The 26,850-nt window shown below is 69.2% G+C and carries 21 protein-coding genes; 13 read left to right on the forward strand and 8 right to left on the reverse strand.

Annotated features, from left to right (window positions below; all coding sequences use genetic code 11):
• Nucleotides 1–5 precede the first annotated feature (5 nt).
• A complete protein-coding gene (locus ABGB19_RS19985; protein ID WP_347687724.1) occupies nucleotides 6–443 on the forward strand; it encodes a nitroreductase family deazaflavin-dependent oxidoreductase in 438 nt (145 codons plus the stop codon).
• 45 nt (nucleotides 444–488) lie between these two features.
• A complete protein-coding gene (ilvA, locus tag ABGB19_RS19990; protein WP_347687725.1) occupies nucleotides 489–1,769 on the forward strand; it encodes a threonine ammonia-lyase in 1,281 nt (426 codons plus the stop codon).
• A 54-nt stretch (nucleotides 1,770–1,823) separates the two neighbouring features.
• Here the strand turns inward: ilvA and treZ are convergent, their stop codons facing one another.
• The 4 genes from treZ to ABGB19_RS20010 are packed head-to-tail and all read right to left on the reverse strand — an operon-like array spanning nucleotide 1,824 to nucleotide 10,190.
• A complete protein-coding gene (treZ, locus tag ABGB19_RS19995) occupies nucleotides 1,824–3,557 on the reverse strand; it encodes a malto-oligosyltrehalose trehalohydrolase (RefSeq protein WP_347687726.1) in 1,734 nt (577 codons plus the stop codon).
• Complete coding sequence (gene treY / locus ABGB19_RS20000) at nucleotides 3,550–5,856, reverse strand: malto-oligosyltrehalose synthase (RefSeq protein ID WP_347687727.1); 2,307 nt, start codon at nucleotides 5,854–5,856, stop codon at nucleotides 3,550–3,552. Before treY ends, treZ begins: the two co-directional genes overlap by 8 nt.
• A gap of 3 nt (nucleotides 5,857–5,859) precedes the next feature.
• Nucleotides 5,860–8,013: a glycogen debranching protein GlgX gene (gene glgX / locus ABGB19_RS20005; protein ID WP_347687728.1), complete on the reverse strand. Its 2,154-nt coding sequence runs from the start codon at nucleotides 8,011–8,013 to the stop codon at nucleotides 5,860–5,862.
• On the reverse strand, nucleotides 8,013–10,190 hold the full coding sequence (locus tag ABGB19_RS20010; RefSeq protein ID WP_347687729.1) for an acyltransferase family protein: 2,178 nt from the start codon (nucleotides 10,188–10,190) through the stop codon (nucleotides 8,013–8,015). Before ABGB19_RS20010 ends, glgX begins: the two co-directional genes overlap by 1 nt.
• Nucleotides 10,191–10,213: 23 nt before the next feature.
• Here ABGB19_RS20010 and ABGB19_RS20015 point away from each other — a divergent pair, with 23 nt between their 5' ends.
• The 4 genes from ABGB19_RS20015 (at nucleotide 10,214) to ABGB19_RS20030 (ending at nucleotide 14,009) form a co-directional block, all read left to right on the forward strand.
• Nucleotides 10,214–11,506 (forward strand): adenosylmethionine--8-amino-7-oxononanoate transaminase, encoded by a 1,293-nt coding sequence (locus ABGB19_RS20015; RefSeq protein ID WP_347687730.1) that lies wholly within the window; start codon nucleotides 10,214–10,216, stop codon nucleotides 11,504–11,506.
• Nucleotides 11,507–11,652: 146 nt separating this feature from the next.
• A complete protein-coding gene (locus tag ABGB19_RS20020; RefSeq protein ID WP_347687731.1) occupies nucleotides 11,653–12,801 on the forward strand; it encodes an 8-amino-7-oxononanoate synthase in 1,149 nt (382 codons plus the stop codon).
• The gene (gene bioD / locus ABGB19_RS20025) at nucleotides 12,798–13,475 is read left to right on the forward strand and encodes a dethiobiotin synthase (RefSeq protein WP_347687732.1); all 678 of its coding nucleotides are present in this window, start codon (nucleotides 12,798–12,800) and stop codon (nucleotides 13,473–13,475) included. The genes ABGB19_RS20020 and bioD overlap by 4 nt, the downstream gene beginning before the upstream one ends.
• A gap of 24 nt (nucleotides 13,476–13,499) precedes the next feature.
• Nucleotides 13,500–14,009 carry a 2'-5' RNA ligase family protein gene (locus ABGB19_RS20030; RefSeq protein WP_347687733.1) on the forward strand — a complete coding sequence of 170 codons (510 nt, stop codon included), beginning with the start codon at nucleotides 13,500–13,502 and terminating at the stop codon, nucleotides 14,007–14,009.
• A gap of 1 nt (nucleotide 14,010) precedes the next feature.
• Here the strand turns inward: ABGB19_RS20030 and ABGB19_RS20035 are convergent, their stop codons facing one another.
• Complete coding sequence (locus tag ABGB19_RS20035) at nucleotides 14,011–16,635, reverse strand: AAA family ATPase (protein ID WP_347687734.1); 2,625 nt, start codon at nucleotides 16,633–16,635, stop codon at nucleotides 14,011–14,013.
• Nucleotides 16,636–16,821: 186 nt separating this feature from the next.
• Here ABGB19_RS20035 and ABGB19_RS20040 point away from each other — a divergent pair, with 186 nt between their 5' ends.
• Entirely contained in the window at nucleotides 16,822–18,309 is a 1,488-nt protein-coding gene (locus ABGB19_RS20040; RefSeq protein ID WP_347687735.1) for a hypothetical protein, read from the forward strand.
• A gap of 5 nt (nucleotides 18,310–18,314) precedes the next feature.
• Here ABGB19_RS20040 and ABGB19_RS20045 read toward each other — a convergent pair whose 3' ends face one another.
• On the reverse strand, nucleotides 18,315–18,920 hold the full coding sequence (locus ABGB19_RS20045) for a TetR/AcrR family transcriptional regulator C-terminal domain-containing protein (RefSeq protein ID WP_347687736.1): 606 nt from the start codon (nucleotides 18,918–18,920) through the stop codon (nucleotides 18,315–18,317).
• 50 nt (nucleotides 18,921–18,970) lie between these two features.
• On the opposite strand from ABGB19_RS20045, the gene bioB reads away from it, so the two are divergent.
• Genes bioB through ABGB19_RS20060 form a run of 3 tightly spaced genes read left to right on the forward strand, consistent with a single transcriptional unit; the run spans nucleotide 18,971 to nucleotide 20,803 of the window.
• The gene (bioB, locus tag ABGB19_RS20050; RefSeq protein WP_347687737.1) at nucleotides 18,971–19,966 is read left to right on the forward strand and encodes a biotin synthase BioB; all 996 of its coding nucleotides are present in this window, start codon (nucleotides 18,971–18,973) and stop codon (nucleotides 19,964–19,966) included.
• A 10-nt stretch (nucleotides 19,967–19,976) separates the two neighbouring features.
• A complete protein-coding gene (locus tag ABGB19_RS20055) occupies nucleotides 19,977–20,168 on the forward strand; it encodes a hypothetical protein (protein WP_347687738.1) in 192 nt (63 codons plus the stop codon).
• Complete coding sequence (locus ABGB19_RS20060) at nucleotides 20,165–20,803, forward strand: DUF2567 domain-containing protein (protein WP_347687739.1); 639 nt, start codon at nucleotides 20,165–20,167, stop codon at nucleotides 20,801–20,803. The genes ABGB19_RS20055 and ABGB19_RS20060 overlap by 4 nt, the downstream gene beginning before the upstream one ends.
• A 404-nt stretch (nucleotides 20,804–21,207) precedes the next feature.
• Here the strand turns inward: ABGB19_RS20060 and ABGB19_RS20065 are convergent, their stop codons facing one another.
• A complete protein-coding gene (locus ABGB19_RS20065) occupies nucleotides 21,208–22,545 on the reverse strand; it encodes a lipase family protein (RefSeq protein WP_347687740.1) in 1,338 nt (445 codons plus the stop codon).
• Nucleotides 22,546–22,587: 42 nt separating this feature from the next.
• Complete coding sequence (locus ABGB19_RS20070; protein ID WP_347687741.1) at nucleotides 22,588–23,292, reverse strand: NUDIX domain-containing protein; 705 nt, start codon at nucleotides 23,290–23,292, stop codon at nucleotides 22,588–22,590.
• 46 nt (nucleotides 23,293–23,338) lie between these two features.
• On the opposite strand from ABGB19_RS20070, the gene nadA reads away from it, so the two are divergent.
• The 3 genes from nadA to nadC are packed head-to-tail and all read left to right on the forward strand — an operon-like array spanning nucleotide 23,339 to nucleotide 26,789.
• On the forward strand, nucleotides 23,339–24,382 hold the full coding sequence (nadA, locus tag ABGB19_RS20075; protein ID WP_347687742.1) for a quinolinate synthase NadA: 1,044 nt from the start codon (nucleotides 23,339–23,341) through the stop codon (nucleotides 24,380–24,382).
• The gene (locus tag ABGB19_RS20080) at nucleotides 24,379–25,932 is read left to right on the forward strand and encodes an L-aspartate oxidase (protein WP_347687743.1); all 1,554 of its coding nucleotides are present in this window, start codon (nucleotides 24,379–24,381) and stop codon (nucleotides 25,930–25,932) included. The genes nadA and ABGB19_RS20080 overlap by 4 nt, the downstream gene beginning before the upstream one ends.
• On the forward strand, nucleotides 25,932–26,789 hold the full coding sequence (nadC, locus tag ABGB19_RS20085; RefSeq protein WP_347687828.1) for a carboxylating nicotinate-nucleotide diphosphorylase: 858 nt from the start codon (nucleotides 25,932–25,934) through the stop codon (nucleotides 26,787–26,789). The genes ABGB19_RS20080 and nadC overlap by 1 nt, the downstream gene beginning before the upstream one ends.
• Nucleotides 26,790–26,850: the final 61 nt, after the last annotated feature.

A 26,850-nucleotide genomic window follows, 5' to 3' on the forward strand; every position in this document is an offset into this window, starting at 1 on the left:
GTCACATGCCGCTTTCCGGAGAGTATGTGCCGAGCCCATGGGACTGGGTGCGTGAACACGCCGACACGATCATGGAGTCGGGCAGCACCGACGGTGTCGAGATGAAGGGCAAGCCGCTCATCCTGTTGACGACCATCGGGGCCAAGACGGGCAAGGTCCGCAAAACCCCGCTGATGCGGGTCGAACACGACGGCCAGTACGCGGTGGTGGCGTCGCTGGGCGGTGCCCCGAAGAACCCCGTCTGGTACCACAACATCAAGGCCAACCCGCGGGTGGAGTTGCAGGACGGCCCCGTCACCAGGGAGTACCAGGCGCGCGAGGTGTTCGGCGAGGAGAAGGCGCTCTGGTGGGAGCGTGCCGTGCAGGCCTGGCCCGACTACGCGGAGTACCAGACCAAGACCGACCGCCAGATCCCGGTGTTCGTGCTCACCCCGGTTAACTGACGGGCTCATTTAAGAGAAGAGCTAGGTTGGTGGCACCATTGACCGGTGTCCGCCGAACTGAGCCAGGGTCGTAGAACGTCGCCGCTTCGTGCGGCCGACATCGACGAGGCCGCTGCGCGAATTTCCGGCGTGGTGTTGCGCAGCCCGCTGCAGGTCAGCGAACGTCTCTCGGAGGCCACCGGTGCGACGGTGTACCTGAAGCGCGAGGACCTGCAGGCGGTGCGGTCCTACAAGCTGCGTGGTGCGCACAACCTGTTGATGCAGTTGTCCGCGGACGAACTCGCGGCCGGGGTCGTGTGCTCGTCGGCGGGCAACCACGCGCAGGGTTTCGCGATGGCGTGCCGGTCCATGGGCATCCGCGGCCGGGTGTACGTGCCGGCCAAGACGCCGAAGCAGAAGCGCGACCGCATCCGCTACCACGGCCGTGAGTACATCGAGTTGATCGTCGGCGGGAAGACCTACGACGACGCCGCGGCGGCAGCGCTGGAGGACGTCGCGCGCACCGGCGCGACCCTGGTGCCGCCGTACGACGACCTGCGCACGATGGCCGGTCAGGGCACGATCGCCGCCGAGATCCTCGTCCAGCTCGACGGCGAGCCCGATCTGGTGATCGTCCCGGTCGGCGGCGGCGGCTGCATCGCGGGCATCACCACCTATCTCGCCGAACGGACGACCAGCACCTCGGTGCTGGGTGTCGAACCGGCCGGCGCCGCCGCGATGATGGCCGCGCTGGCCGCCGGCGAGCCGGTGACGCTGGACCACGTCGACCAGTTCGTCGACGGCGCCGCGGTGAGACGGGCGGGCACGCTGACGTATGCCGCGCTGGCCGCGGCGGGCGACATGGTGTCGATCACCACGATCGACGAGGGCGCGGTGTGCACGGCGATGCTCGACCTCTACCAGAACGAGGGAATCATCGCCGAGCCGGCGGGCGCGCTGTCCGTGGCGGCGCTGATGGAGGCCGACATCGAACCGGGGTCGACGGTGGTGTGCGTGATCTCAGGGGGTAACAACGACGTCTCGCGCTACGGCGAGGTGCTCGAGCGCTCGCTGGTGCACCTCGGCCTCAAGCACTACTTCCTCGTCGACTTCCCGCAGGAGCCGGGCGCGCTGCGCCGGTTCCTCGACCAGGTGCTGGGACCGAACGACGACATCACGCTGTTCGAATACGTCAAGCGCAACAACCGCGAGACCGGCGAGGCGCTGGTGGGCATCGAGCTGGGCTCGGCTGCCGATTTCGAGGGCCTGCTCGAGCGCATGCGCGCCTCGGAGATCCATATCGAGGCGCTGGAACCCGGCTCGCCGGCGTACCGCTACCTGCTCTAGACAGCGCGAGACTGAGCTTGTGCAGAGCTTGTTCGGGAAACGGCCTGCAGGAGTTCAGTTTCGGCGCAGGATCGCGAACGACTGTCCGGGCAGCCGCGTCGACGCCGCGTCGACCGTCGGCTCGTCCCAAGCCAGCACGACCTCGCCGGTGACGGGCACGTCGGCCTCCCCGGCGCCGAGGTTGCAGGCGATCGCCAGCGACCCGCGGTGCATCACGAGCCAGCGGCGGTCCTCGTCGTAGTCGACCCGCAGGTGGTCCAGCCACGGGTCGGCCAGGTCGGGTTCGTTGTGCCGCAACGCGATCAGCTCCCGGTACACCCGCCGCAGCCGGCCGTGATCACCGTCGTCGACCTCGTCCCACTTCAGCTTCGAGCGCAGGAACGTCTCCGGGTCCTGGGGATCGGGAATCTCGTCGGCGTCCCACCCGTGCTCGGCGAACTCACGCTTGCGGCCCTCCGCCGTCGCTCGGGCGAGTTCGGGCTCCGGATGTGAGCTGAAGAACTGGAACGGCGAGGACGATCCCCATTCTTCCCCCATAAACAGCATTGCCGTGTAGGGAGACCCGAGTGCAAGAGCCGCCTTGACCGCGAGCTGGCCGAAGGTCAGGTTCTGCGACGGGCGGTCGCCGACCGCGCGGTTGCCCACCTGGTCGTGCGTGAGGGTGTAGGCCAGCAGGCGAGTGGCCGGAATGGCGGCGGTGTCCAGTGGTCGGCCGTGCCGGCGGTGCCGGAACGACGAATACGTGCCCGCATGGAAGTAGCCGCTCTGCAGCGTGGTAGCCAATGCCTCGATCGTGCCGAAGTCGCCGTAGTAGCCCTGGCGCTCGCCCGACACCGCCGAGTGGATGGCGTGGTGGATGTCGTCGTCCCACTGCGCCGTCATGCCGAGCCCGCCGTGATCCCGCGGGGTGATCAGCCGGGGGTCGTTCAGGTCGCTCTCGGCGATCAGCGACAGCGGCCTGCCCAATTGCGCTGCCAGGGCGCCGGTTTCGGCGGACAGCTCCTCGAGGATGTGGATCGCGGTCGTGTCGACCAGCGCGTGTACCGCGTCGAGCCGCAGCCCGTCGGCGTGGAAGTCGCGCATCCAGCGCAGCGCGCAGTCGATGATGTAGCGGCGCACCTCGTCGGCCTCGGCGTCGGCGATGTTGACCGACTCGCCCCACGGATTGCTGCCCGTCGACAGGTACGGCCCGAACCGCGGCAGGTAGTTTCCCGATGGGCCGAGATGGTTGAACACCGCGTCGATCAGCACCCCGAGTCCGCGCCGGTGGCACTCGTTGATCAGCCGCACCAACCCGTCGGGGCCGCCGTACGGCTCGTGCACCGCGTACCACAACACGCCGTCGTAGCCCCAGCCGTGAGTTCCGCCGAACGCGTTCACCGGCATCAGCTCGACGAAGTCGACCCCGAGGTCGACAAGGTAATCCAGCTTGTCGATCACCGCCTCGAAAGTGCCCTCGCCGGTGAATGTTCCGACGTGCAACTCGTAGATGACCGAGCCCTCGATCGTCCGGCCGGACCAGTCGCCGTCGGTCCACGCATCGGCCGCGGGCTGCCACAGTTGCGAACGGGCGTGCACCCCCTCAGGCTGGCGGGGGGAGCGCGGATCCGGCAGCACGGTCGGGTCGTCGTCGAGCACGAAGCCGTAGCGGGCATCGGGCCCGGCTTCAGAATCGGGGACGTCGGCCCGCCACCACCCGCCCTCGGACCGGGTCATGTCGTGCAGGGTGCCGTCGACGTCCAGGCGTACCCTCGCGGGCTGCGGTGCCCACACGCTGAACTCAGTCATCGAGACGCTCCAGGAGGGCGACCGGCAGTCCGGTGAACAACTCCGCGGCCGGTACCCGCCCGCTGTGCCGGACGCCGCCGATGCGATCCGTCCACACCCCGTCGGGCAGCACGACAGACGTTTCACCCCAGCCCGTCTCGGACAACCGCACCGCGTGCCGCGTCGCGGCGGTCAGCACGTCGTCGCCGCGCAGGAACGCGACCACGTGTTCGGCCGCCGGGCCGTCGGCGAGCACCGGCCGGTAGCCGCCGGTGAAGCTGGCCGGGCGGTCGCGGCGCAGCCCCAGGGCGGCACGCACCACCCGCATCTTCGGATGACGCAACGCGGTCAACGCGTCGCGTCGCGCCGCGTAGTCGACCGGCCTGCGGTTGTCCGGATCGACGAGGCTGTCCTCCCACAGTTCGGTGCCCTGGTAGACGTCCGGCACGCCGGGAGCCGTGAGCGCCAACAGTTTCTGGCCGAGGGCGTCGCTGCGCGCATACGCGTCGATGCGGCCCACCAGGGAGGTCATCTCGGCGGCCACCGGTCCGTCGAGGACGGTGTCGAGCCAGGTGTGCACTTCGGACTCGAACTGATCGTCGGGGTCGTTCCAGGTGGTGTGGACGCCGGCCTCGCGGACCGCCTTCTCGGCGTAGTCGTGCAACCGCCGGCGAAGCTCGTCGGTGACCGCGCCGTCGACCGGCCACACCCCGAACATGTTCTGTAGCAGGAACAACGCGGTGCCCGCATCCGGGGGAGCGGCAGCCAGCGTCCACTTGCCGACCAGCTCCGCCCACAACGACGGGACCTGTGTCAGCACGCCGAGCCGCGCACGGACATCTTCACCGCGCTTGGTGTCGTGCGTCGAGAGCGACACCATGGCCTGCGGCCACGTCCGCGCCCGCACCGCTGCGCGCTGGTGGAATTCGGCGACGCTGACGCCGAAATGCCCTGGCTCCGAGCCGACCTCGTTGAGCGACACCAGCCGCGCGTCGCGGTAGAACAGGCAGTCCTCCATCGACTTGGCCGTGGCCGCGCCACACAGCTGCTGCAGCCGCACCTCGGTTTCGGTGCTCACCGCCAGTGCCGCGGCTACCACCGCGAGCGGCACCGCCAGATCGGGTTGTGCCGAAACGGTTTCGGCCAACGCCTTGGGCAGCACGCCGGACAGGGACCGGTAGTCGGAGCGATACACCTCGATATGGCTGAGCAACGCCGCTACGGCTTCGGGTAGCTGCGGATGGTCGCTTCCGGTGGCCGCCACGATGGTGCGCCGTAGCCGGGCGAGTTCGCTGCGCAGTGTGTCGGTGACCGCGCGAGCCTTCAGCCGACGCGCCAGGGCGCGCATCGTGCGGTAGTCCGTCCCGGTGGAGGCGAACAGGTTGGTCAGGGGCTCTTCGCCGGCGGGATCGATGAGGACGCCGCCGATCTCGCGCATCGCGTCGTACCCGGTGGTGCCGTCGACCGGCAGGCTCGGCTCCAGCGGCTCGTCGGCGGCGAGGATCTTCTCGATGACGATCCAGGCGTCGGGTCCGGTGAGCTCGCGCAGCCACGTCAGGTATCCGGTCGGGTTGGACAGCCCATCGGGATGATCGATTCGGACCCCGTCGACCAGGCCCTCGGCGAACCAGCGCCTGACCTCGACGTGGGTGGCGTCGAAGACCGCGCGGTCCTCCTGGCGCAGCCCCGCCAGCGACGTGATGGAGAAGAAGCGGCGGTAGCCGCAGACGCCGGATAACTTCCCCGTCGCTTCGCTCGCCCCGGCGCGCCAGGCGACGAGCCGGTAGTGCTGCCGATCGTGCACCTCTGTGCCGGTTCCTTCGCCGGTTCCGGGCGCGATCGGGTAGACGAGGTCGCCGAGGCGCAGCACATCACCGTCGACGACCAGATCGTCGACGTCGCTGTCGGACCCCAGCACCGGCAACACCACGCGGCCACCGTCCAGATCCCAGTCGATGTCGAAATACGTTGCATGAGGCGAGTTTCGGCCGTGCGTCAGAACGTCCCACCACCACGGGTTCTGTTGCGGCTTCTCGACGCCGACGTGGTTGGGGACGATGTCAACGATGAGACCGAGGCCCTTCTCGCGCGCGGCCTGCGACAGGCGCGCGAAGCCCTCTGCTCCGCCGAGCGCCGCCGACACCGTGGTCGGGTCGGTGACGTCGTAGCCGTGTGTGGACCCCTCGGCCGCGGTCAGGATCGGCGACAGGTACAGATGCGAGACCCCGAGGTCGGCGAAGTAGTCCAGGAGGTTCTCCGCGTCGGCGAAGGTGAAGCAGTCACCGCGCATCTGCAGGCGGTATGTCGAGGTGATGGTCATGCGCTAGGCGGTCTTGCGCATGACGAGCAGCGAGCGGGCCTGCAGCGAGAGCTTCTCGCCCGCCTTGACGACCGCGTCGGAGGCCCCGGTCTCGTCGGCGGTGTCCAGCGCCGCCGTCCACTCTTTGGCGTAGCCGCCGGCCGGGGTGATGAAATCCTGTGGGTGGTCATTTGCGTTGAAGCACAACAGGAATGAATTGTCCACGACTCGCTCACCGCGCTCGTTCGGCGTGGGGATGGCCTCGCCGTTGAGGAACACCGCGACACACTTGCCGAGGCCGCTGCCCCAGTCCTCGGGTGTCATCTCCTCGCCGGCGGGGGTCAGCCAGGCGATGTCGCGGACCTCGTCGCGGGTACGGATCGGCTTGCCCTGGAAGAAGCGCCGCCTGCGGAACACCGGGTGGTGCTTGCGCAGCCCGGTGACCTTGCGGGTGAACGCCAGGAGGTCTGTGTTCGTCTCGCACAGCGACCAGTCCATCCACGAGATCTCGGAGTCCTGGCAGTAGACGTTGTTGTTGCCCCGCTGGGTGCGGCCGATCTCGTCGCCGTGCGAGATCATCGGCGTGCCCTGCGACACCATCAGCGTGCCCATGATGTTGCGCATCTGCTTGGCCCGTAGCGCACCGATGTCCGGATCGTCGGTCGGGCCCTCGACCCCGCAGTTCCACGACCGGTTGTGGCTCTCGCCATCGCGGTTGTCCTCGCCGTTGGCCTCGTTGTGCTTCTCGTTGTAGGACACCAGGTCGTTCAACGTGAAGCCGTCGTGGCAGGTGACGAAGTTGATGCTCGCGCCGGGCCGCCGGCCGGTGGCCTCATAGAGGTCGGACGAACCGGTCAGCCGCGAAGCGAACTCGCCCAGGGTTGCGGGCTCGCCCCGCCAGTAATCACGCACAGTGTCGCGATACTTCCCGTTCCACTCGGTCCACAAACCTGGGAAGTTGCCGACCTGATATCCGCCCTCGCCGACGTCCCACGGTTCGGCGATCAGCTTCACCTGGCTGACCACCGGATCCTGTTGCACGAGATCGAAGAACGCGCTCAGCCGGTCGACGTCGTAGAACTCGCGGGCCAGGGTGGCGGCCAGGTCGAAGCGGAACCCGTCGACGTGCATCTCGAGCACCCAGTAGCGCAGCGAGTCCATGATCAACTGCAGCGTGTGCGGGTGGCGGGCGTTGAGGCTGTTGCCGGTGCCGGTGAAGTCCTTGTACAGCCGCAGGTCCCCGTCGAGCAGCCGGTAGTAGGCCGCGTTGTCGATGCCGCGGAAGTTCAGCGTCGGCCCGAGGTGGTTGCCCTCGGCGGTGTGGTTGTAGACCACGTCGAGGATGACCTCGATGCCGGCCTCGTGGAAGGACCGGACCATGGTCTTGAACTCCGCGACCGCCCCGCCCGCGTGCTTGTTGGCCGCGTACTGATAGTGCGGGGCGAAGAAACCGAACGTGTTGTAGCCCCAGTAGTTTCGCAGTCCCAGGTCGAGAAGCCGGTGGTCGTGCAGGAACTGGTGCACCGGCATCAGCTCGATCGCCGTGACGTTCAGCGACTTGAGGTGCTCGATGATCAGCGGGTGACCGAGCCCGGCGTAGGTGCCGCGCAACTCCTCGGGGATGCCGGGATGGGTCTGCGTCATGCCCTTGACATGCGCCTCGTAGATCACGGTCTCGTGATACGGCGTGCGCGGCGCCCGGTCCGACGCCCAGCCGAAGAACGGGTTGATGACGACGCTGGTCATGGTGTGGCCCAGCGAGTCGATGTGCGGCGGCGTGCCGCCGGAGGCGAGGTCGTCGGCGTTCAGGTCATAGGAGAACAGCGCCTGGGAGAAGTCGAAGTCGCCGTGGAACGACTTGCCGTACGGGTCCAGCAGCAGCTTGCTCGGGTCACACCGGTGTCCGGCCGCCGGATCCCACGGCCCGTGCACGCGGTAGCCGTAGCGCTGTCCGGGCGTGACGGTCGGCAGATAGCAGTGCCAGACGTAGCCGTCGACCTCGTCGAGGTTGACCCGCTCCTCGCGGCCGTCCTTGCCGATCAGGCACAACTCGACGCGATCGGCCACTTCGGAGAACAACGAGAAGTTCGTGCCCGCACCGTCGTACGTGGCGCCGAGGGGATAAGGCGCTCCCGGCCATACGGTCGGTACCGCGGCAGGGGGCTCCGAGGAGGTCATCAGTTAACCCACCAGCCGGTGGCCGCGGCGATCTGGCGCCCGAGTTCGCCGGCCATCGTGCGCATGTACGTCGTCGAGATGTGGTGAGCGTCGTGATACAGCAACACATTTCCCTCCACCGCGCGACAGAAGTCCTGACGACACACCGCATCGCTCATGTCGAGCGGCTTCAGCAGCGGGAACTGCGCGACGAAATCGAGTGTGGGGTTGTGGTCTGACAGTACGTCGGATCGCTTGACCCCGCAGGAGATCGCGTTGCCTCCGTCGGCCAGGCAGTCGGCGGGGAAGTAGGGCTTGCCGTTGCGTACCAGCCACGGGGTGTCGCGCATCGCCAGGATCGGAATATCGTTGTCCGACAGGCTTTTCCAGACGCCGATATACGTGCCGGGCATGACGTCGCCCGGCTTGACGTTCCACGGCCGCGTCGCGGTGGTGAACACATAGTCCGGCCGGTCGGCGATCAGCTTGGCCATCACCTTCTGGTTCCACTCGCGGCACTTCGGGTAGGGCCGGTTGTCTCCCATCACCAGTGGCATCTTCTCGGTGGTCAGCGGGCAGCCCATCTTCAGGTAGGTGACGACCTTGAAATTGTGCTGCCTGCCCAGCAGATCCAGGGCGGTGATCCAGTGCTCGGCGTGCGACCCGCCGGCCAGCGCGATGGTGCGTGTGGCGGCCTTGTCGCCGTAGCTGCAGTTGATGACCTCGACGTTGTCGAAGTCGCTGATGCAGCCGTCCTCGGTGGTCTGTGGCAGGTCCTTCTTCGCCTGCAGCACGGTGGGACGCATCGGCAGCTTCGGCACTCTGACGTCGTCAAGAAGCGCGCGGGCACCGGGATAGTCGCTCGCCGGAAGGGCCGCCAGTTCCTCCCCGTTCGCGCGTTCGACGACGACGTGCTCGCGCCACGTGAACGACGTCGCGGTCAGCGCGACGCCAAGCAGCGCCACCACCGAACCCAACACGAGCGTCGGTCGGCGCAGCCGGACCCGCAGCGGTACGACGGTGGTGGGGGTCGCCGATGCCCGGTAGCGCAGCGGGGTCTCGATGTACTTGGTGGTCAGCCACGCCAGCAGCGCCGAGACCAGCAGCACGCCTGCGCCTTCGACGAAGTTCGCACGGGTGTGCCCGGTGTAGGCCAACCAGAAGATCAGCAGCGGCCAGTGCCACAGGTACAGCGAGTACGCCATGGCGCCAAGCGACACGAACGGTGCGGTCGCCAGCACGCGGTTCGGCAGCGGCATCCGGCCGCCGGTGTGCGGGTCGGCGACCCGGTTCGCCGCCGACAGGATGAACAGCATCGTGGCGCCCACGGGCACCAGCGCCCACGGTCCGGGGAACTCCGTGACGCCGTCGATCAAGAAGCCGCAGGCGAGAATAGCGGCCAGCGCGATGACCGACGCCGTCGTCCGCAGCCACATCGGCCACCGCAGGTTGGTCACCAGGGCCCCGACCAACGCGCCAAGCAGCAGTTCCCACGCCCGCGCAAAGCTGTTGTAGTAAGCCGAGGCCTGGTCGGCGTTGTGCGCGAGGATCGCGTAGACGAACGACGCGATGGTCAACCCGCTCAGCAGCACCACGAACCCCACCCGCATATGCCTGCCGAGGACGCGGCGAAACACCAAGGCGAACAAGAAAATCAGCGCCAGGAACGCGATGTAGAACTGGCCCTGCACCGACATCGACCAGATGTGTTGCAGCGGGCTGACCGCCTCACCGGCGCGCAGGTAATCGGATGCGGTGTTGGCCAGCTCCCAGTTCTGGATGTAGCCCAGGCTGGCCAGGCTCTGGTCGGCGAACGTCTCCCAGCGCGTCTGCGGCTGGATCACGATCGTCAGCACCGCCGAGACCGCGAGCACCACCACCAGCGCGGGCAGCAGCCGGCGGACCAGGCGGGTGAGCTCCGGGGCCGGCCACAGCGACGCGCCCGGCGTCATCGCGGTCCGCAGCAGCCGCCCACCGAAAAAGAAGCCCGACAGCGCCAGGAAGACGTCGACACCGCCGGACACCCGGCCGAACCACACGTGGAACACGGCGACCAGCGCGATCGCGACACCGCGCAGACCGTCCAGATCGTGCCGGTAGAACGCCGATGGCCGCGCGCCGCTCGGGCCTTTCGTCGCGCGTGGCGACGGGCCCGGATCCGAGAGGGGCGCCGGCCGGGGAGGGGCGAGGGTCATCATGGTCGACGGATAATCTACCGAAGGTGCCAGCCTTGACGCCTGCCGAGATCAGCGCGCTCGATGCCGCCCACGTCTGGCATCCCTACAGCACGATCGGCGCCGAGGCGCAGACCCCGGTGGTGGCGTTGGCCGCCCGCGGGGCGTGGCTGACCCTGCACCACGAGGGCCGCGAGGTGCGGGTGCTCGATGCGATGGCGTCGTGGTGGACCGCGATCCACGGGCACGGCCACCCGGTTCTCGATGCGGCGATCACCCGGCAACTGGCCACGATGAACCACGTCATGTTCGGCGGGCTGACGCACGAGCCCGCCGCCCGGCTCGCTCAGTTGCTCGTCAAGATCACTCCCGACGGCCTGGAGACAGTGTTCTTCAGCGACTCGGGCTCGGTGTCGATCGAGGTCGCGGTCAAGATGGCGCTGCAGTACTGGCGCAGCCTCGGCCGTGGTGGCAAGCACCGGTTGATGACGTGGCGCGGCGGCTATCACGGCGACACGTTCACGCCGATGAGCGTGTGCGATCCCGACGGTGGCATGCACGAGCTGTGGACCGACGTGCTGGCGCATCAGGTGTTCGCGCCGCAGGTGCCCGCCGGCTACGACGCTGGCTATGTCTCGGCGTTCGAGGAGCAGCTGGCCGAGCACGCCGACGAGGTGGCCGCGGTGATCGTCGAGCCCGTCGTGCAGGGCGCCGGCGGGATGCGGTTCCACGACCCGCGCTACCTGGCCGACCTGCGCGACATCTGCAGCCGTCACGACGTGCTGTTGATCTTCGACGAGATCGCCACCGGGTTCGGCCGCACCGGCGAGCTGTTCGCCGCCGACCACGCCGGGGTGAGCCCCGACATCATGTGCGTGGGCAAGGCCTTGACCGGCGGCTACATCACGCTGGCGGCCACGTTGTGCACCCGCGAGATCGCCCGCACGATCAGCTCGCACGAACCCGGCGCGCTGATGCACGGCCCGACCTTCATGGCCAACGCGCTGGCGTGCGCTGTCGCGGTCGCGTCGGTCGAGGTGCTGCTGGACGGCGACTGGCGCGCGACCCTGCAGCAGATCGAAGCCGGGCTGTCGTCGGGGCTGGCGCCCGCAGCTGAGCTGTCCGGCGTGGCCGACGTCCGTGTGCTGGGCGCGATCGGCGTGATCGAGATGAAGCGTCCGGTCGACCTGCGCGTCGCGACGCCGGCGGCGCTGGAACGGGGGATCTGGCTGCGGCCGTTCCGCAACCTCGTCTATGCGATGCCGCCCTACATCTGCACACCGGACGAGATCGACCAGATCACCTCGGCGATGGTCGGGGTCGCCCGTGCACTGAGCTAGCTGTAATGACCCGCCGAGCGCTCACCCTTGTACAGCTTTGGCGCCTGAAACCGTACAAGGTTGTGCGCTCGCGGGTCTCGCAGCCGCTTTGTGCGGGCTCGCGCCGGTGGCCTAACCTGAACGGTGTTCAAGTGACGGAGGCTCATGTGACGCGTACCGACCTGTCGCCGCTGGCCTGGCTCGCTGACGTCGAGCAGCAGCGCCGCGCAGCGGGCCTGCGCCGGTCGCTGCGTGCGCGTCCGCCCGTCGGCGCCGAACTCGACCTCGCCTCCAACGACTATCTCGGCCTGTCGCAGCATCCCGCGGTGATCGACGGCGGAGTGCAGGCCCTGCGCACCTGGGGCGCGGGCTCGACCGGATCGCGCCTGGTCACCGGCAACACCGAGCTTCACGAGGGATTCGAGCGCGCGCTCGCCGAGTTCGTCGGCGCCGAGTCGGCGCTGGTGTTCTCCTCGGGCTACACCGCCAACCTTGGTGCGGTGGTCGCCCTGTCGGGCGCCGGATCGCTGCTGGTGTCCGATGCGCTGACGCACGCATCGCTGGTCGACGCGTGCCGGCTGTCGCGGGCCCGGGTGGTCGTCACACCGCACCGGGATGTCGCCGCGGTGGACGCCGCGCTCGCCCGACGCGACGAAGAGCGTGCCGTCGTGCTGACCGACTCGGTGTTCTCCGCCGACGGCGACCTGGCCCCGCTGAGGGCCCTGCACGACGTCTGCCGACGGCACGGCGCGCTGCTCGTGGTCGACGAGGCGCACGGTCTCGGCGTGCGGGGCAGCGGCGGCCGGGGCCTGCTGCACGAGGTCGGCCTGGCCGGCGCGCCGGACATCGTGATGACCACGACCCTGTCCAAGGCGCTGGGCAGCCAGGGCGGCGTGGTGCTGGGTCCCGCGGCGGTGCGCGACCATCTCGTCGACGCCGCGCGTCCGTTCATCTTCGACACGGGCCTCGCGCCCGCCGCGGTGGGCGCGGCGCAGGCGGCGCTGGACGTGCTGATCGGCGAGCCCTGGCGCGCGACGGCGGTCCTGGAGCGCGCGGCGGAGCTGGCCGCCGTCTGCTCTGTGCCCGAACGACCGGACTCGGCCGTGGTGTCGGTGATCCTCGGCGAGCCCGAGGTCGCGTTCGGAGCGGCGGCGGCGTGTCTGGAGCACGGTGTGCGGGTCGGGTGCTTCCGGCCGCCGACCGTGCCCGCGGGGACCTCGAGGCTGCGGCTGACCGCGCGAGCGTCGCTCACCGACGACGAAATGCGCGCGGCGAGCCAGGTTCTCGCCGACGTGCTGGCCGGCGCGCGCCGGTGAGCACCCTCGTCGTCACGGGCACCGACACGGGTGTCGGCAAGACGGTGGCCACCGCTGCGCTGGCCTGCTCGGCGCGCCTGGCGGGCATCGATGTCGCGGTGTGCAAACCCGTGCAGACCGGCAGCCCGCGCGACGACGACCTCGCCGACATCGGCCGGCTGTCGGGAGTCTCCCGGCTTTCGGGGTCGTGGCGCTACCCGGAGCCGCTGGCCCCGCGCGCGGCCGCCGACCGCGCGGGCATGACATTGCCCACGCGCGGCGAGTTGGTCGATTCCGTGCGTGCCGTCGACGCGGACGTGACCCTGGTCGAAGGGGCGGGCGGACTGCTGGTCGAGATCGGCGACGGGGCAACACTGCGCGACGCTGCAGCAGACCTGGCCGCGCCGGTGCTCATCGTCGTCGCGGCCGGGTTGGGCACGCTCAACCACACCGCGTTGACGTTGGAAGCGCTTGCGGCTCGGCATATTCCATGCGCAGGCCTGGTCATCGGCTCCTGGCCGCGGGATCCCGGTGTCGCCGAACAGGGCAACCGGGAGGCGTTGGCAGGCTTGGCGCCGGTGCGGGCGGTGCTGCCCGCTGGGGCGGGCGCATTGAGCGCCGCGCAGTTCGAGGCGATGAGCGCGTCGGCGTTCGACGCCGAATGGGTCGCGGGCCTGGTGTGTAGCGGCCGATGAGCGCTTACGCGAAGAGAATCTGACGTGGTGCACTCCGTCGAGCTGGTCTTCGACCCCGACACCGAGGCGGCTGTCCGGCACATCTGGGACGACCTGCGCTTCGCCGGGATCCCCAGTCAGTCGCCGGCCAGCCGTCCGCACGCAACGCTTACGGTTGGCGAGCGGATCGCCCCCGAAGTTGAGCCGCTGCTGGCGCAGCTGGCCGCGCGATTCCAGTTTCCGTGCCGGATCGGGGCGCCGCTGTTGTTCGGCCGGTCGAATTTCGTGCTGGCGCGGCTGCTGGTGCCGACAACCCAATTGCTGCGGGTGCACGCCGAGGTGTATCGACTGTGCCTGCCGCACACGAAGCCGGGCCCGATGGCGAACTCGTTGCCGGGCCAATGGACCGCCCATGTCACGCTGGCACGCCGCGTGGCGCCCGCCCAACTCGGCAAGGCGCTGCGGATCGCCGGGAGGCCGGCCGAGATCGTGGGCAGCGTCGTCGGGTTGCGCCGCTGGGAGGGCGACAAGAAACTCGAGCACCTGATCAGCTGACTCACAGGCTCGGGTTGTGCGCGGCGGCCGCTTGCGTGCGGTTGGTGACGCCGAGTTTCGTCAGTATCGAGCTGACATGGTGACCGACGGTTTTCGGGCTGATGTACAGGGTGACTGCGATCTCGTGATCGCTGCGGCCGATGGCAAGCAGCTCGAATACCTCGCGTTCACGGCGGGTGAGTCCGTGTGGATCGGCGCGGGTGTCGGCACGGCTTCCGCACCGCGTCTGACCGCGCAGTGCCGCTAGGCGCTGACGGGCCCGTTTCGCTGCTGCCCGGGCGCCCAGGTCGCAGAACGTTTCCAGCGCGGCTTCGACGGCGTCCGCGTGGCCGCCGAGTAGGGCAAGCGCGACGTCGTAGGGACACCCACGACGGCCCCATTCCTCGGCGGCACCCCGAAAGTCACCGGTGACTTCACGCGAGTAGGGCGTGAGCGCATCGGCATCGAAGGAACCGTTCGGTGGGCCGCCCGTGAGATGGACCCAGCGATGCAAGTGCCCGACCAGCCATGGGTCGGCGCCGACGGCCGTCGCCGCGGCAAGGCCGGCGAGCGCTTCAGCGCGCGCGGTGCGGTCGTCACCGGCCAACCAGGCGGCCTCCGCGCGCGCAGCCCACACCGGACCGGAGCGGAGTAGGTCTGTGGGTTCGATGGCCGCGAGGGCCTCGTCCAGCAGCGGGGCGACTGGTTGCTCGCCGCGGCGGGCCCGGGTCAGCGCGAGGGTGATCAGCGGCAGGACGCGCAACGCGCTCAGTCCGGGCCGGGTGAGCACTGTGTCGGCGGCGGCGGCCGCCCGGGTCCAGTCACCGCGGCACAACGCGACCAGCGCTTCGGCGCCGACGACCAGCGCGACGAAGGCGTCGAGCTCGTGTTCGCGACAGAACGCCGAAGATTCGGCGAGGACGCGATCTGCGCGGTCCAGATCTCGGTGCAGCGCCGCGGCCCAGCACATGGTCGCCCCGATCAGGCCGGTGTGTTCTGCCATCAGACCGGCCGCCGTCGCGTCGCGCCAAACAGCCTCCAGCTCGTCCCAGCCGGTGTCGTTGAGCAGTGCCCTCGCCACCGCGGCGGAACTGCGGGCGCGAATCACCATCGCAGGGTCGTCCAGCTGCCTGCCGAGCTCGATCGCACGGGCGGCATAGCCGGCGCAGGACGGGTCGTAAGCCACGGCGGCCAGCTGCGCGAGATTGACAAGCGACCAGCCGAGCTGTGGGCACGGGCCAACATCGTCGAGCAGCCGCAGTGACGCACGACCGACCTCGATGGCGTCGGTGGTGCGCCCCAACGCCCAGAGCATGTGCGAGAGCCAGTGCAGGTCGTCGCCCTCCCGGCGTCGGTCCCCCAGCTGGTGACGCAGCGTGATCGCGGCGCGTATGGACTCGGTGGCGGCGTTGACCTGCCCGCACATGTAGAGACTGAACGCGTGCCTCTCCAGCCACGCCACCTTCTGCCCCGCCGGCACCGAATCGGCGTAACGCAGTACCAAGTCGTAAAGCTCGGCGGCTTCGCGGTTCGCGCGCAACCCGGCAGCCCGCGCGGCCGCATCCGGCCCGTAACGGATCACCGCGTCGGCGTCACCTGCCTGCCCGGCATGAAATGCCAACGCTCCCAGAGTTTCGGGAGCAATCGGTGGATCCGACAGCGCGTCGAGCGCACGTGCGTGTAACTCTCGGCGTCGGTAATCGGGAATCTGTTCGGCCGCTGCGCGGCGGGCCAGTTCGTGGCGGAAGCCCACCGCCGCCCCGTCGTCGACCAGCACCCCGGCATTCAGGCATTCATGCAATGCCTTCGCCGCGCCGGGGCACACCACCTCCAGCCGATCGGCAGCAACGCGCGGACCGCAGACCGCTGCGGCGTGCGCGGTATCGAGTGCAGCGGCCGACAATCGAGCCATCCGACCCCACACCGCTTCGGACACGCTGCTGGGCAGCGCTCCGGTACCCAGCGGGCCCGCGCCCAGCACTTCGGTGACGAAGAACGGATTGCCGCCGGTGAGCCCGAATAACTCGTCGGCGTTCATGCCGCTGCCTGCGGCCAGCAGGGCCACCGCGTCACGGCTCAGGGGCCCAAGCCGGATGCGTGTCACCGCAGCGCAGGTCGCCACATCACCGAGCGCCAGCGCCAGCGGATGCTGCGGGCCCACCTCGTCATCGCGGTAGGACGCGACCAACAGGACGGGCAGCGTGTCGATTCGCTTCGTCAGGAATCGCAGTAGATCCAAGCTGGCACCGTCGGCCCAGTGCACGTCTTCGATCACGCACACCCACATATTGCCGTCGCCGAACAAGCGCAGTAGGCGGGTGTAGATCGCTCCTGGATCGGCGCGGTCAATGACCGCGGCCAAACCCGCCGCCTCCGGTTCACGCAGCTGGGCGAGCATGTCGAGCAACGGGCCGAGCGGCCGCGGTGTGGTAAGCGGGTCGCTCCAGCCCCGCAACACCCGTACGCGCTCATCGAGGTCGCCGATGAACCGGTCGATCACCGTGGTCTTACCGACCCCGGCCTCGCCCCGTAGCAACACCAGGCGTCCGCCATCACGACCAGCCCGTCGACGTAGGCCAGTCAGTTCGGCCAGCACGCGTTCGCGCTCGAGCAGCATCTCGCGGCCCCCGCTCACATGCGTCGACACCTCAGCCTCGATGGGGACCAAAAGATAGGGAAAACTCCCCATCCCCCGCGTCCAGTCGTCACCGCACACTTCACATCAAAGTCGCGGGCGGCCTGCACCACACCAGCAAAGCTCACATCCCGCCGGGATGCGGTATAGAGCGTAGTCCGTTTGCGGGGTCAATTCGGCTGACCGGGAGGATCGATGATGAGGTACGCCAGATACATAGGCCGGGTCGGCGGATTGGCCGTCGCCTTGGGCATCGGCGCCGGCTTGGCAGCCATGCCTTGGGTAGCGTCGGCGGACTGCACGACAGTCATTTGTGTTAACCCCCCGCATCCGCCGCCGGTTGTTCACCCCTTACCGACCTCGCCGAACATCAGCGTGTCGACCAACGGTGTGCAGCGGATCGACCGAGGCACCGCCGAAGCCGACTCTGAAGGAACGGGTTCGAGGGCCATCGCCCGTGGCGATGAGAGCACTGCCATCGCGTACGGCGACCACAACACCGCAATTGCCAATGGCGCCGGGAGCACGGCGACCGCTACCGACGGCACCTACAACACTGCCAAGGTCAACGGAATTGGCAGCACGGCCACCGCCACTGATGGCGACCACAACACCGCCACCGTCACCGGCACAGGCAGCGACGCACTCGCCGGACACGGCAGCGAAAACACCGCCACGGTCACCGGCAGGGGCAGCTTCGCGACCGCCGCCGGCGGCGACAATAACACCGCGACCGTCGTCGGCAACGACTTTAGCGTCGCCTCAGCGGGCCTTGGCGACAACAACACCGCCACCGTCACCGGCAACCAGAGCACGGCCACCGCCAGCTTCGGCGACAACAACACCGCCACCGTCACCGGCGACGACAGCACTGCCGAGGCCGGCGGTACCTTCCTATTCGGGGAGACAACGCTCGGCAACAACAACACCGCCACTGTGACCGGTGACGACAGTGCGGCCTTCGCCGTCAACGGGAACCACAACACCTCCACGGTCACCGGCAATCAAAGCTTCGCCTCCACCGGAGGTGGCGACAACAACACTGCCACCGTCGACGGCGACGACAGCAAGAGCGTCGCAGGCGGAGGAGACGACAACACCGCCACTGTGACCGGTGACAACAGCGAGGCTGAAGCTACCGGTGGAAGTGACAACACCGCCACCGTGAAGGGAGAGTTCAGCACGGCCACCGCCGCCATCGGTGACAACAACACCGCCACCGTCACCGGCGACAACAGTGACGCCCTCGCCGGCGGCACAGTGATTGAGGGCGAAGACGTCGTCGGCAACAACAACACTGCGACGGTCACCGGCAACGGCAGCGACGCACGCGCCTTCCAGGGAAGCGGTAACACCGCCACCGTCGACGGAAAGGACAGTAGGGCCACCGCCGGCGGCGGCAACGACAACACGGCCACCGTGATCGGCACCCACAGCGACGCCTCCGCCGGCATCGGCGACGGGAACACCGCGACGGTCGAGGGCGATGACAGCGACGCCTCCGCCGGCATCGGCGACAAGAACACGGCCACCGTCAATGGCGACGACAGCTCGGCTCGGGCCGGTGGCACATTCAGTTTCCCCGGAACTACGACCCTCGGAAGCAACAACACCGCCACTGTCAACGGCGATAATCTCAGTGCCGACGCGGGTCCCGGCGACGGAAACACCGACACCGCGCCGTGAACGCGTTACTCGGAACCCGACTTCAATAAAGGGTTGCCGGGCTGGCCGCTGTGGGCGGTGATGCCGTCGACGAGCAACCGAAGGCCGAACGCGAAGCGCGCGCTCGGGTCCTTGGTCAGCACCGACTGCTGGTCGGGCAGCTCGGCCCCGGCGGCGTCCCACTGCAGCCGCGACTGCTCGTCGACGGTGAAGCCGAGCACGTAATAGAGCACCGTGCGCGCGGCCAGTTCGGCGTGCTCCGCAGCGACGCCGGCGTCCGATGTCGCCGCCGTGAGCGAGGCGAGGATCCGGGCCATCGCGTCCGACTGGCCCGCGGCGAAGCTGGCCGACACCAACTCGGCGCCGTCGGTGTGCGACAGCAGCGCGTCGCGCAGCGCCGAGCAGACTCCCGCGACGCGCTCGCGCCAGCCCCCTGACAGCTCGGGGACCGATCGCAGGATCTGGTCGGCGACCGCCCCGAGCAGCTGCTGCTTGTTGGCGAAATGCCAGTACAACGCGCCGGGGGACACGTTCAGGTCGCGGGCCAGCCGCCGCATGGTCAAATCGGCGATGCCGTAGCTGTCCAGCAGGGCCGTGGCGGCGTCGACCACGTCGCGTTTGTGGAGCTGCACGCCAGTACCCTAACCTGAACACCGTTCAAGAGGGCAAGAGGAGATACGTGGTGAGCGACATTCTGGCGGTGGCACGCGAGCAGGTGCTCGAGCGCGGCGAAGGTCTGACCCAGGACCAGACGCTGCAGGTGCTGCAGCTGCCGGATGACCGCCTCGACGCCCTGCTCGAACTGGCCCACGAAGTCCGGATGAAGTGGTGCGGGCCCGATGTCGAGATCGAGGGCATCATCAGCCTGAAGACCGGCGGCTGCCCCGAGGACTGCCATTTCTGTTCGCAGTCCGGGCTTTTCGCATCGCCGGTACGCAGCGCATGGCTGGATATCCCGAGCCTTGTCGAGGCGGCCAAACAGACCGCCAAGACGGGTGCGACGGAGTTCTGCATCGTCGCCGCCGTGCGCGGACCCGATGAGCGGCTGCTGGCCCAGGTCGCGGCGGGCATCGAGGCTATCCGCAACGAGGTCGACATCCAGATCGCCTGCTCGCTGGGCATGCTCACCGAAGAGCAGGTCGAGCGGCTCTCCGACATGGGCGTGCACCGCTACAACCACAACCTGGAGACCGCGCGGTCGTTCTTCACCAACGTCGTCACCACCCACACCTGGGAAGAGCGGTGGGACACGCTGCAGATGGTTCGCGACGCCGGCATGGAGGTCTGCTGCGGCGGCATTCTCGGCATGGGCGAAACCCTCGAGCAGCGGGCGGAGTTCGCGGCCAACCTCGCCGAGCTGGACCCGCACGAGGCGCCGCTGAACTTCCTCAATCCGCGGCCGGGCACGCCGTTCGGTGACCTCGAGGTGCTGCCCGCGTCCGAGGCGCTCAAGGCCGTCGCCGCATTCCGGCTCGCGCTGCCGCGCACCATGCTGAGGTTCGCGGGAGGTCGCGAGATCACGCTCGGCGACCTGGGCGCCAAGAAGGGCATCCTCGGCGGCATCAACGCCGTCATCGTCGGCAACTACCTGACCACGCTGGGCCGGCCCGCCGAAGCCGATCTCGAACTGCTCGACGATCTGCAGATGCCCATCAAGGCGCTCAACGCCAGCCTGTAGAACATCGACCATGGCGTTCAACGTCTACAGCGGGGAACCCGACGGCACGGCGGTGCCGACCGCCGCGCGCCTCGGCCTGGAGCCGCCGCGCTTCTGCGCCGAGTGCGGCCGCCGCATGATCGTCCAGGTGCGTCCCGACGGGTGGTCGGCCACCTGCTCGCGGCACGGCATGACCGACTCGAAGGACTTGGACCAGCGATGAATGACGTTGTGCCACCACGTGTTCCACGCAACCGGGCGGCAGCCGCGGTGGTGGCGGCGCTGACCGTCGCCGGAGTGGTGGTGGGGGCCATCTGGGCGTGGCTGGCCCCGCCGATCCACGGCGTCGTCGCCCTGACCCGCGGCGGTGACCGCATCCGCGCGTACCTGGGCAACGAGGGCGACCACTTCTTCGTCGCCGCGTTCCTGCTCGTCGGCATGATGTGTGCGGTCGCGGTGGTCGCCGCGGTCGCCGTGTGGCAGTTACGCGCTCATCGCGGTCCGGTCATGACGGCGGCGCTGGCTGGCGGCTGTGCGGTCGGCGCGGGCGTGGCGGCCGGCGTCGGCGCGGTCCTGGTGCGGCTGCGCTACGGGTCCATCGACGTCGCCGCCGCACCGGTGTCGGAGGAACACCGCGTGCACTACGTCGTCGAGGCGCCGCCGGTGTTCTTCGGTCTCTCGCCGCTGCAGGCGGCGCTGACGATCCTGTTCCCCGCCGCGATCGCGGCACTGGTCTACTCGCTGACCGCGGTCTCGACCGCCCGCGACGACCTCGGCGCCTGGCCGCCGGTGGAATCCGCGTTGGAGCCGTCTTCTCCTGCGCAAACTTCATTGCAACCACGAGCCGACCGGGCGTAACGTCCTCTCAGTGCATTTGCTGGCAGGGGGTTGCCCATGACTAGGTTCGTGAACGGCATGGTTGTGGTGGCCGCGGCAGTTGGGCTGACGTTTGCGGTGGCAACGACGAACTGTGCATCGGCGACCGCACGACCGGAAGATGGAACATCGTGTTCCTCGGACTGCGGCGTAGGAGCACTCGGACAGGGCGGCGCCAGTTCCGACGGTAGCGCCCAAGGGTCGTATCACAATGGTCCCGGCCGTCTCCCGGGTGTGCACAGTCGAGCCGCGGGTACGACGGAGTCGGGCCGGCTGGAGCTATCCGGCGCGCTAACCGGAACCCTCAGCGGTACGTTCCGCGGTGACACCTTCCGAGGACGCACCAGCGGAATATTCGGCCAGTGCGCGGGCGCAGACTGCACGCCCTAGAGCGGAGAGCGTTCCACCTTCCGCCCGGTGACCACCTTCGCGGCGATCTTGACCAGCCGCGCCATCCCGATATAGGTCATCGGGTTCAGCAGCGTCGGCCACGTGGTGCGCACGATGTGTTCGGACAGCGGCTTGCCGTTGAACCGGTCGGTCAGCCAGCGCAGCGCCATCGGCGACGACATCGGGTGCAGCAGCATGTGCTCACTGAACAGGTCGCGGTGGTAGGTCACCGACGCGCCGCCCGACCGATAGGTCTCCGTTAGCTCGTCGATGTCGTCGACCGAGACGATCTTGTCGTGCACCGCCTGCACGATCAGCACCGGAGGGGTCGGGACGGTGGTGCCCAGCCTGATGCTGTCGAACACGTGCCGCACCTCGGGGGTGTCCAGAATCTGTTCGAGCGGCGCGTCGATCAGCCTGCCCATGTCCATCCGGACCAACCGGAGGACGGCGTGGGCGGTGGTCATCTTCTCGACCCGCAGCAGCATCGCCTTGCCAGAGTCGCTCGCGTGCTGCTGGATCACGCGGTCGAGGTCGGGATAGACGTGCGACAACCCGGCCACCACCATGGCGGGCAGCCCGGAGTAGATGCTGCCGTTGAGGCGACGGAAGGCGTTACCGAGGTCGGCTACCGGCGAGCCGAGCACGGCGCCGACGACGTTGAGCTCGGGAGCGTAGTCACCGTGCATCTCCGCGGCCCACGCCGTGGCCAATCCGCCACCCGAATAACCCCATAGACCGACGGGGGCATCCGATGAGAGGTTCAGGCGCTCACAGTTCAGCGCGGCCCGGATGCCGTCGAGGATGTGATAGCCGGGCTCGTAGGGGGCGCCCCAGATGCCGTTCGGGCCCTCGTGGTCGGGCACCGACACCGCCCACCCCTCGGCCAGAGCGGCGGCGATCAGGACGAACTCGAGCTGCGCGAGCGCCCCGATCGCCTTCGCGCCGCGGCGCAGCGCGTACGACGGGAAGCAGCGACCCGCCACGGCGTCGATGGCGCACTGGTAGGACACGATCGGGGTGGGCTTGTGGGACGTGCGCTCGGCGGGTGCGACCACCGTGGTCGCCGTGGCCTGCGGGCGGCCGTTCATGTCCGTGGTCCGGTACAGCAACTGTGTGGCGGTGAACTTCTGCGGTATCAGGCCGAGAAAGGCCAGCTCGACGTCGCGGGTCCGCAGCACCGTGCCCGGTGCGGCGTGGTGGAAACCGGCGGGCGGATCGTAGAACGGGTCCTTGGCGGGCACCAGCGGGCGCGCGCCTCGGGTCAGTTCCTCGTGAGGTGCCTGACCGATCCATTCGGCACCCGTTGCCGGAGCGGCGCTGCCCAAGTCCATCCGGCCATTCTTACTTAAGAAAGCGTTAAGAAGCTAGTCGACTCACCCGGGCGGCCGCAACGCGGCGAATTCATCGGTGACCCGGTAGCGCGCTTCGGTGAACCGGTACAGCGCCGCGGGCCGGCCGCCGCTGCGGCCCGAGCGCGCCATGGTGCCGGTGCGGGTGATGACCTTGCGGCGTTCCAGCACCCGCTGCAGGTTCGTCGCGTCGACGGGGTGCCCGAGCGCGGCGCTGTAGATGTCACGCAACGTGGAGAGCGCGAATTCGGTTGGCGCCAGCGCGAATCCGATGTTCGTATACGAGAGCTTGGCGACGAGCCGGGTGCGGGCGTGCTCGACCATCGTGCCGTGGTCGAACGCCATCGGCGGCAGGTCGCTGACGGGGTGCCAGTGCGTGTCCGGCGGCAGTTCCGGGGTCGCGGGGGAGGGCACCAGCCCGAGGAACGTCGAGGCGATGGTGCGGGTCGTGGGCACGCGGTGTGGGTCGGAGAACACCGCGAGTTGTTCGAGGTGAGCAAGCTCACGGAGATCGACCTTCTCCGCAAGTTGGCGGCGAACGCTGCTGGTCAGGTCCTCGTCGTCGCCGAGCCGACCACCGGGCAGTGACCAGCTGCCGCGCTCGGGATCGAGTGCACGCTGCCACAACAACACGTGAAGAGCCGGTTTACCGGGTTCGCCCGCGGCGTTACGGTCCCGAACCTGGAACACGGCGGCGAGCACCTCGTGCGCGGTGTTAGTATGTGGCATGTTTTCGATTGTAAGTCGAAAACCTCGACAGGACGAGGAGTCGGCCATGACGGTTCTGGACCGGACGCCTGGGGATGACTTGACCAGCCGAATCATCGACGGCCCGGCCGGCTATTCCGGCGTCGACGGCGACGAGGAGTGGGCCGCCGAGGTACGCCGCCTGGCCGACCTGCGGGGCGCGACGCTGCTGGCGCACAACTACCAGTTGCCGGCCATCCAGGACGTCGCCGACCACGTCGGTGACTCGCTGGCGCTCTCGCGCATCGCCGCCGAGGTGCCCGAGGACACGATCGTGTTCTGCGGTGTGCACTTCATGGCCGAGACGGCCAAGATCCTCTCGCCCGACAAGACCGTGCTGATTCCCGACCAGCGGGCCGGCTGCTCGCTGGCCGATTCGATCACCGCCGACGAGCTGCGCGCGTGGAAGGCCGAGCATCCCGGTGCGGTCGTCGTCTCCTACGTCAACACCACCGCCGCGGTGAAGGCCGAGACCGACATCTGCTGCACCTCGTCGAACGCCGTCGAGGTGGTCGCCTCGATTCCCGAGGACCGGGAGGTGCTGTTCTGCCCGGATCAGTTCCTCGGCGCGCACGTGCGCCGCGTGACCGGTCGCAAGAACCTGCATGTGTGGGCGGGCGAATGCCACGTGCATGCCGGCATCAACGGTGACGAGCTCGCCGACCAGGCCCGCACGCATCCGGACGCCGAGCTGTACGTGCACCCCGAATGTGGTTGCGCCACTTCGGCGTTATACCTCGCGGGTGAAGGTGCGTTCCCCGAGGACCGGGTCAAGATCCTGTCCACCGGCGGGATGCTGGACGCCGCGCGCGATACCCGGGCGCGCCAGGTGCTGGTGGCCACCGAGGTCGGCATGCTGCACCAGTTGCGCCGCGCCGCACCGGAAGTCGACTTCCTGGCGGTCAACGACCGCGCCTCGTGCAAGTTCATGAAGATGATCACCCCGGCCGCGCTGCTGCGCTGCCTGGTGGACGGCAAGGACGAGGTCGACGTCGATCCCGAGACCGCTCGGCTGGCACGCGCCAGCGTGCAGCGGATGATCGCGATCGGCCAGCCCGGCGGCGGCGAATGACCCGCCCCGCGGCCTGCGGCGCGGGGCTGTGGGCCGGACGCTGGCAGCAGCGCGCCGACGTCGTCGTGATCGGCACCGGGGTGGCGGGTCTGGTCGCCGCGCTGGCGGCGCACCGTCGCGGCCGGAAGGTCATGGTGCTCAGCAAGACCGGTGACACCGCGACGTTCTACGCCCAGGGCGGCATCGCCGTCGTGCTGCCCGATACGGACGACTCGATCGACGCGCACGTGGCCGACACGCTGGCGGCGGGGGCGGGACTGTGCGATGCCGACGCGGTGCGCTCGATCGTGGCCGACGGGTACCGCGCGGTCGTCGAACTCGTCGACGACGGCGCACGATTCGACGAGTCGGCACCGGGGTCGTGGTCGCTGACCCGCGAGGGCGGGCATTCGCGACGCCGGATCATCCACGCCGGCGGCGACGCGACCGGCGCCGAGGTGCAGCGTGCCCTCGACGGGGCGGCCGCGGAACTGGACATCCGCCACAACCACGTGGCGATCGAACTGCTGCACGAGGCGGGTGCGGTCACCGGGGTGCTGGTGCTCAACGAGGACGGCCTCGGCGTCGTGCATGCACCGTCGGTGATCCTGGCGACCGGGGGACTCGGGCACCTGTACGCGGCCACCACCAACCCCGAGGGCTCCACGGGAGACGGTGTCGCGCTGGCGATCTGGGCCGGCCTGCCGGTCAGCGACCTGGAGTTCGTCCAGTTCCACCCGACGATGCTGTTCGACGGGCAGGCCGCCGGCCGGCGACCGCTGATCACCGAGGCCGTCCGCGGCGAAGGCGCCGTCCTCATCGACTCGCGAGGCCGTCCGGTGACCGAGGGCGTCCATCCGATGGGCGACCTGGCCCCGCGGGACGTGGTCGCTTCCGCCATCCACGCGCGGCTGGAGGCGACGGGCGCCCCGTGCGTGTTCCTCGACGCGCGCCGCATCGACGGGTTCGCCGAGCGGTTCCCCACGGTGACCGCGGCGTGCCGGGCGGCGGGCATCGACCCGACGCTCGAGGCGATCCCGGTGGTGCCCGGGGCGCATTACAGCTGCGGCGGTGTCATGACCGACGTGCACGGCCGCACCGAGATGGCCGGCCTGTTCGCCGCGGGCGAGGTGGCGCGCACCGGCATGCACGGCGCGAACCGGCTGGCCTCCAACAGCCTGCTCGAGGGCCTGGTGGTCGGTGGCCGGGCCGGAAAGGCGGCGGCGGCCCACGCCTCGGGCGCCGGGCCCGTGACCGCGTGCCCGCCGGAGCCGGCCGTGCGACGGGCACTGCCGCGCACCGATCTGCAGCGCGCGATGACGAGGGACGCCTCGGTGGTGCGCGACGGCGACGGCCTGGCCGCGCTGGCCACCCAGCTGGACGCCGCGCCTGCACGGATGATCGCCTCGCGCGCCGACTTCGAGGACGTCGCTCTGACGACCACCGCGGGCGCGGTCGCGGCCGCCGCGTCGGCCCGCACCGAATCCCGCGGGTGCCACCATCGCAGCGACTACCCCGACACCGATCCGCTGCAGGCCCGGAGCCTGCTCACCGCGGTGGCGTGCTGCTGATGGAGCTGACCGCCGACGAGCTGACCGAGGCCCGCAGGGTGATCGCCCGCGCGCTGGAGGAGGACCTGCGCTTCGGCCCGGACGTCACCACGCTGGCCACGGTCGGCGCCGACGCCAGGACGACGGCGTCGATGGTGGCCCGGGAACCGGGTGTGATCGCCGGCGTCGACGTCGCGCTGCTCGTGCTCGACGAGGTGCTCGGCGTCGACGGCTACCTGGTGAAGCATCGGGTCTCCGACGGTGCGCGGCTGGACTCCGGCAGCGTGGTGCTGACCGTCGAAGCGCCGACCCAGGGGTTGCTGACGGCCGAGCGGACCATGCTGAACCTGGTCTGCCACCTGTCGGGCATCGCGACCGCCACCGCCGCCTGGGTGACCGCGGTATCGGGCACCAGGGCGAAGGTTCGCGACACCCGCAAAACGCTGCCGGGCCTGCGGGCGCTGCAGAAGTATGCGGTGCGTGTCGGCGGAGGCGTCAACCACCGGATGGGCCTGGGCGACGCGGCGCTGATCAAGGACAACCACGTCGCGGCCGCCGGTTCGGTGGTGGCCGCCCTGCGTGCGGTGCGTGTGGTGGCGCCCGATATCGAATGCGAAGTGGAGGTCGACTCGCTCGAGCAACTCGACGAAGTCCTAGGGGAGAACGTCGAACTCGTGTTGCTGGACAACTTCCCGGTGTGGCAGACGCAGATCGCGGTGCAGCGCCGCGACTCGCGTTCGCCCGCGACGAAGCTCGAGTCGTCGGGCGGGCTGTCGCTGGACACCGCCGCCGAGTACGCGGGCACCGGAGTCGACTATCTCGCCGTCGGGGCGCTCACGCACTCGGTGCGCGTGCTGGACATCGGGCTGGACCTCTAGCCGTCGCCGGCAACACGGTCGATGCTCTCGTCACAGTTGCGCTTCCCGCGGTGCCGTGACC

Source organism: Mycobacterium sp. B14F4 (genome assembly GCF_039871645.1).
GTDB lineage: Bacteria > Actinomycetota > Actinomycetes > Mycobacteriales > Mycobacteriaceae > Mycobacterium.